The sequence below is a fragment of the Streptomyces sp. NPDC059010 genome, assembly GCF_042740355.1.
In the GTDB taxonomy this organism is placed as follows: Bacteria; Actinomycetota; Actinomycetes; order Streptomycetales; family Streptomycetaceae; genus Streptomyces.
Map to the genome: position 1 here is coordinate 162,709 of NZ_JBHYJA010000009.1, position 6,566 is coordinate 169,274.

Consider the following 6,566-nt stretch of genomic DNA (forward strand, 5'->3'; position numbering starts at 1 on the left):
TCCAGGCGGAGTTCACTCGTGTGAGTGAGCGAGTTATCCACAATTCCGCGCCTGTCCACGGAATCACGGCGCACTCTTCTGCCCAACCCACCAGCGCCGTACCGTGATTCACGCGAGCCGCAGCCGTGCTGTCACGGCGACGGCGGGGCGCATCGGCGTGAACGAGGGGATTCACATGTCGGGGGAAACGACGGGGCGGGCAGCGCCGGGGTTACGGCGCGACGCCATCGGACTGCGCGAGGTCCTGTTCCAGAGCATCACGGCCATGGCGCCGGCCGCCGCGGTCGCGGCGTCCATTCCATCGGGCGCCGCCTTCGCGGGTGGAAGTCTACCGTTGTCGGTACTGATCGCGCTCGTGGCCTGTCTGTTTACCGCCTCGTGTGTCGCCGAGCTGGCCCGGGAGTTGCCCGCCGCGGGCTCGGTGTCCACGTATGTGGCGCAGGGGCTGCATCCCGCCATCGGCTTCCTCGTCGGCTGGGGCTATGTGTTCGTCGAGGCGCTGGTCCCGCCGCTGCTGCTTCTGCAACTGGGCTTCACTACGGCGGGCACGCTGCACCAGGAGTGGCCGTCGTATCCGGCGGACCTGTGGTGGCCGTGGGCGCTGGCTGGGGCCGCGATCATAGGCGTCTCCGGGTACTTGGGGGTGCGTGCCTCGGCCCGGTTCGGCACGGTCCTCGGCATCTTCGAGGTTCTCGTCCTTGTGGTGTTCGCCGTCTGGCTGATCGGGAAGGCGGGCGGGGACAACACGTTGTCCGTGTTCGGGACGTCCCATACTGCCGACGGCTACGCGGGCCTCACCGGGGTGTTCGCCGGGTCGGTCTACACCGTGCTCGCCTTCGCCGGATTCGAGGCCGCGGCCCCACTGGCCGAGGAGACACGGAACCCGCGCCGGACCATGCATCGGGCGGTGCTCGGCGCGGCTCTCGCCATCGGTCTGTTCTACGTGCTCACCACCTACGCGATGACCGTGTATTTCGGGCCGGACCGCTTCGGGGAGTTCGGAGCCTCGGGTGCCGCCTCCTGGGAGGGCGTGGCCCGGGCGTCGTTCGGGCTGTTCTGGGTGCTGGTGTTCCTGGCCGTGGTCAACTCGGCGATCGCCAACGCCAACGCCTGCGCCACCGTCTCCACCCGGACCGCCTTCGCCCTGGCCCGCATCGGCGTCCTGCCCCGCTTCCTGGCGGTGCTGCACCCCAAGTACCGCTCGCCCGCGGCCGGTATCGCCGTGCAGACCGTCATCGCGGTCGCCGCGGTGCTGGGACTCGGCTTCGCCTACGACCCCGTGACAGCGTTCCTGCTGCTGGCCACGGTGATCGTCACAGTGGTGATCGGCGTGTACATCGTCGTGAACCTGGCCTGCGCCGGCTACTTCCTGCGTCGCAGGCGCGAGGCGCTCAAACCCGTACGGCATCTGCTGCTGCCCGTCCTCGGCATCGTCGCGTTCGTGCCCGCGCTCCTGACCGCGGCGGGACTGCCCGTCTTCGACTTCGTCTCCGAGCTGACCGCGCCCGTGTCGTACGCCGGACCGGTGGTCGGGGCGTGGATGGCGACGGGAGTCGTGGTGCTGGTCGTGCTCGTACGGCGCCACCCCGGACGCATAGCCGAGACCGCCCGGGTCCACCTCGACGACCCCTCCCCCACCGGCCTTCCGCAGAACGGAGCTGTGCAGCGATGAGCGACCCCCGGATCCTGACCGTGCGACCCGAGCCCGGCGAGTACGCCTGGACGTTCGGCGGCGCACCGCCGGTGGCGCGCATCGCACCCGGCACGGTTCTCGACCTGTACACGGAGGACTGCTTCGGCGGGCGGGTGCGGTCGGAGAAGGACCTGGTGTCCGAGGTGTGCGAGTTCCCCTACCTCAATCCGCAGACCGGTCCCTTCCACATCGAGGGCGCCGAACCCGGTGACACGGTCGCCGTGCACTTCGTGTCGATCGAACCGGCCCGGGACTGGGCCGCCTCGACCACGGTCCCGCTGTTCGGCGCCCTCACCTCGACGCACAGCACGGCCACGCTGCAATCGCCCCTGCCGGAGACCGTCTGGATCTGGCAGCTCGACCGGACACGGCGTACGGCGCTGTTCCGGGCCCACGACAGTGGCATCGAGGCCGAGCTGCCCATGGATCCGATGCACGGCACGGTCGGGGTGGCGCCCGCCAGTCTGGAGGTGCGCTCGGCCCTGGTGCCCGACGCGCACGGCGGGAACATGGACACACCGGAGATGCGGGCGGGCGTCACCTGCTATCTCGGGGTGAACGTCGAGGGCGCGCTGCTCAGCCTCGGCGACGGCCATGCCCGGCAGGGCGAGGGCGAGACCTGTGGGGTCGCGGTCGAGTGCGCGATGAACACCGTGGTGGTCGTCGAGCTGCTCAAGGGGCTTGCCACGCCGTGGCCGCGCATCGAGTCGGACACGCACATCATCTCGACCGGCTCGGCCCGGCCGCTGGAGGACGCGTTCCGGATATCCCAGCTGGACCTGGTGCAGTGGCTGGTGCGTGACTACGGGTTCAGTGAGCTTGACGCGTACCAGTTCGCCACCCAGGCCGTCGAGTCGCCGCTGGCCAACGTGTGCGACACCAACTACACCTGCGTGGCCAAGATCCGCAAGCAGTGGCTGCCGGCGCGCGAGACGCACCGGGGAGTGCACGCACGACTGCGGGAGACGGCGGCGGCTCTGCGCTGAGTGCCCCGGCCCGCCTCCACCATGAAAGGCAATCCCCTTTTGGAAAGCGCACGACCACGCCTCAGCCGACGCCGGATCCTCCAAGGCACCGCCCTGGCAGCCGTCCCGTACGCCCTGCTCCCCGCACCGCGGGCCGGTGCGCACATACCGGGCCCGGACTACCCGCTCGCCGAGTGGCGGCCGGCGAGCACCGCCAACTACACGGCGGCGAACCGCCCTGCGACCCATCCCGTCGACCAGGTGATCATCCACGTGACACAGACGGCCTACCCCAACACCCTGATGGTCTTCGAGAACCCCAGGAAGCAGGTGTCCGCGCACTACGTCGTCCGGTCGGCCGACGGGCACACCTCCCAGTGCGTTCGCGAGGCGGACATCGCCTGGCACGCCGGGGACTGGGAACACAACACACGCAGCGTCGGGATAGAGCACGAGGGCTGGGTGGACGAGCCCGGCTACTTCACCGACGTCCTGTACGAGACGTCGGCCCGGCTCACGGCGACGATCTGCGCCAGGCACGGCATACCCAAGGACCGCGCGCACATCATCGGGCACTACGAGGTGCCGGGCACCGACCACACTGATCCCGGTCCGCACTGGGACTGGACGCGTTACATACGTCTGGTCAACCGGGCCTGAGCCGGCCTCCGGCCTCGCACCGAGAGCTCACCGGGCCCAAGCGGCGGGCTCGGCCTTCGCGTCGCACCGTCGAAAAGGACGAAAAGGTTGTCCGCACGCGTACCCGGAGTGACGATGTCCCCAGCCGCATCGCTTTCCGGGGAGGCCGTGTTGACCGATCCGTGGGTGGCCCTGGAGCCGGGGGCCGACCCCGCCGAGCGTGTTCGGGTGCTGCGTCGTGCGCATGAGACGTTCACCGAGGCGGGGACGGTGCCGAAGCCGGTGCGTGCCGTGGTGGCCGACTCGTGGCGGCGTTCCGCGCGCGCCGGTGTCGGTCCGGACGGGACCGCGAGTGTGGAGCTGGCGGACGGGGACCTCGGCGCCTACCGCGCGGAGCATCCGCTGGCGCCGGTGATGCCGCTGTTCCGGGAGCTGCTCGGTACGTTCGCGGCCGACGGCGAGCATCTGCTCGCGGTGTGCGACGCGCACGGCAGGCTGCTGTGGGTGGAAGGGCATCCGACGACCCGGCGCCGGGCGGACCGGATGAACTTCGTGCCGGGTGCGCGGTGGGCGGAGACCGCGGTCGGGACGAATGCGCCGGGAACGGCGGTCGCCGTGGACCGGCCGGTGCAGGTGTTCGCCGCCGAGCACTTCATCCGCCGGGTGCAGCCCTGGACCTGTGCGGCAGCGCCGGTGCACGATCCGCGGACCGGGCGGGTGCTCGGGGCGGTGGACATCACCGGTGGGGACGGGCTCGCGCATCCGCACAGCCTGGGGTTCGTGCAGGCGGTGGCGCGTGCCGCGGAGTCCCATCTGGCACTGCTCACCCCGCCGGTGCCGGCTGCCGACACGCCGGAGCTGATCGCGCTGGGCCGCGACGAGGCGCAACTGCTCACGGGCGGCCGCCGGATCAGGCTCAGTCGTCGGCACAGCGAGATCCTGGTGCTGCTGGCCCGCCATCCGGAAGGGCTGACCGGGGACGAACTGCTGTGCGCGTTGTACGAGGACGAGTCGGTGACGCCGGTGACGTTGCGCGCCGAACTGGCCCGTCTGCGCCGAGTACTCGGTCCCGGTCTGCTCGCCTCACGGCCGTACCGGCTCACGGTGCCGGTCGAGTCGGACTTGGCGGCCGTCGAGCGTCGTCTGGGGACGGGTGCGGTCACGGCCGCGGCCACGGCGTACCGCGGCCCGCTGCTGCCCGGCTCCCAGGCACCGGCGGTGGTGCAGCTCAGGCGTCGCCTCGCCGACGGCCTGCGTACGGCGCTGATCGCCCGCAGCGACCCCGACCTGCTGGCCGACTGGGCGCACGCGCCGTGGGGCGAGGACGACCTGGAGGTATGGCGGGCGCTCGCCGCGGTGCGCCCGACGGCGGCGGTACGGTCACGGCTGGCCGCGCTGGAGTCCGAGCTGTCGGCACCGCACGCGTGGGAGCACCGTCCGGCGCGCTGACCGCGCCTCGCTCCCGCGCCCTGGCACGGGGTTGGAGCGGCGGCTCTCCGTTGGAAAGGCGGCGTCCTGCTGGAGCGGTGGCTCGCGCAACGTACTTGCAACCTCGCCGTCCCTAGCCTCGCGCCGAGAGCTGCCCAACGGCGGGCAGCGCTTCTTCGGGAGGCAGAGCAGTATGACCCGTTACGCGGCGCCCGGCACCGAAGGTGCGATCGTCTCCTACCAGGCGCGCTACGACCACTTCATCGGCGGGGAGTACGTGCCGCCGATCCGGGGGCAGTACTTCGAGAACCCGACGCCGGTGAACGGGCAGCCGTTCACCGAGATCGCGCGGGGCACGGCGGAGGACGTGGAGCGGGCGCTCGACGCGGCCCACGCGGCCGCCCCGGCGTGGGGCCGGACGTCGGTGGCCGAGCGGTCAGACATCCTGCGGAAGATCGCCGACCGTATGGAGGCGAACCTGGAGAAGCTGGCGGTCGCCGAGAGCTGGGAGAACGGCAAGCCGGTGCGGGAGACGCTGGCGGCCGACATTCCGCTGGCCATCGACCACTTCCGCTACTTCGCGGGGGCGATCAGGGCGCAGGAGGGCTCGCTCGGGGAGGTCGACGACGACACGGTGGCGTACCACTTCCACGAGCCGTTGGGCGTGGTCGCGCAGATCATTCCGTGGAACTTCCCGATCCTCATGGCGGTGTGGAAGCTCGCCCCGGCGCTGGCCGCGGGCAACGCGGTCGTGCTCAAGCCTGCCGAACAGACCCCGGCGTCCATCCACTACTGGCTCAGTCTGGTCGCCGACCTGCTCCCGCCGGGCGTGGTCAACGTCGTCAACGGTTTCGGCGTCGAGGCGGGCAAGCCGCTGGCGTCCAGCCCCCGGGTGGCCAAAGTGGCGTTCACCGGGGAGACCACGACGGGCCGGTTGATCATGCAGTACGCCTCGGAGAACATCACCCCGGTGACCCTCGAACTCGGCGGCAAGTCCCCGAACATCTTCTTCGACGACGTCTGGGCTGCGAACGACGACTTCCGGGACAAGGCGCTTGAGGGCTTCACGATGTTCGCGCTGAACCAGGGCGAGGTGTGCACCTGCCCGTCCCGGGCCCTGATCCAGCGCGGCAACTACGCCGAGTTCATGGAGGCGGCGGTCGCCCGCACCGAGCGGATCACGACCGGTCACCCGCTCGACACGGACACGATGATCGGCGCGCAGGCATCCAACGACCAGTTGGAGAAGATCCTCTCCTACCTCGACATCGGCCGACAGGAAGGTGCGCGGGTCCTCACGGGCGGCGAACGTATCGAGCACGACGGCGAGTTGAAGGGCGGCTACTACGTCCAGCCGACCGTCTTCGAGGGCGACAACCGCATGCGGATCTTCCAGGAGGAGATCTTCGGGCCGGTCGTCTCGGTGACGTCCTTCGACGACTTCGACGACGCCATGAAGATCGCCAACGACACGCTGTACGGCCTCGGCGCGGGCGTGTGGACGCGGGACATCAACACCGCGTACCGGGCCGGCCGCGCGATCCAGGCGGGCCGCGTCTGGACGAACTGCTACCACGCCTACCCGGCGCACGCGGCGTTCGGCGGCTACAAGGGGTCGGGGATCGGGCGTGAGACGCACAAGATGATGCTGGACCACTATCAGCAGACCAAGAACATTCTTTGTTCTTACAGCCCTAGGAAGCTTGGGTTCTTCTAGAGCTCACAGTCGCAGACCAGCGGAGTGGGGGGGGGGGGGTGAGGGGGGGACACGCCGGGGGGGGGGGGGGGGCGGGGAAAGGGGGGAAAAAACACAAAAAAAAACAGTGTCTGATAAAAAAAAA

5 protein-coding genes are annotated in these 6,566 nt (G+C 70.1%); all 5 read left to right on the forward strand.

Annotation, left to right across the window (positions count from 1 at the left end; genetic code table 11):
* Nucleotides 1-175 precede the first annotated feature (175 nt).
* Nucleotides 176-1,672, forward strand: a complete 1,497-nt coding sequence (locus ACFWYS_RS11885; RefSeq protein WP_384766113.1) for an APC family permease — start codon at nucleotides 176-178, stop codon at nucleotides 1,670-1,672.
* Nucleotides 1,669-2,679, forward strand: a complete 1,011-nt coding sequence (locus tag ACFWYS_RS11890; protein ID WP_384766114.1) for an acetamidase/formamidase family protein — start codon at nucleotides 1,669-1,671, stop codon at nucleotides 2,677-2,679. The genes ACFWYS_RS11885 and ACFWYS_RS11890 overlap by 4 nt, the downstream gene beginning before the upstream one ends.
* Nucleotides 2,680-2,718: 39 nt before the next feature.
* Entirely contained in the window at nucleotides 2,719-3,318 is a 600-nt protein-coding gene (locus ACFWYS_RS11895; protein WP_384766115.1) for an N-acetylmuramoyl-L-alanine amidase, read from the forward strand.
* 150 nt (nucleotides 3,319-3,468) lie between these two features.
* The gene (locus ACFWYS_RS11900) at nucleotides 3,469-4,746 is read left to right on the forward strand and encodes a GAF domain-containing protein (protein ID WP_384766117.1); all 1,278 of its coding nucleotides are present in this window, start codon (nucleotides 3,469-3,471) and stop codon (nucleotides 4,744-4,746) included.
* 172 nt (nucleotides 4,747-4,918) lie between these two features.
* Nucleotides 4,919-6,442: an aldehyde dehydrogenase family protein gene (locus tag ACFWYS_RS11905; protein ID WP_384766118.1), complete on the forward strand. Its 1,524-nt coding sequence runs from the start codon at nucleotides 4,919-4,921 to the stop codon at nucleotides 6,440-6,442.
* The last annotated feature ends 124 nt before the right edge of the window (nucleotides 6,443-6,566 follow it).

Coding starts and splice junctions, on each gene's coding strand:
- ACFWYS_RS11885 (WP_384766113.1), top strand. CDS start 176: ATGTCGGGGGAAACGACGGGGCGGGCAGCGCCGGGGTTACGGCGCGAC.
- ACFWYS_RS11890 (WP_384766114.1), top strand. CDS start 1,669: ATGAGCGACCCCCGGATCCTGACCGTGCGACCCGAGCCCGGCGAGTAC.
- ACFWYS_RS11905 (WP_384766118.1), top strand. CDS start 4,919: ATGACCCGTTACGCGGCGCCCGGCACCGAAGGTGCGATCGTCTCCTAC.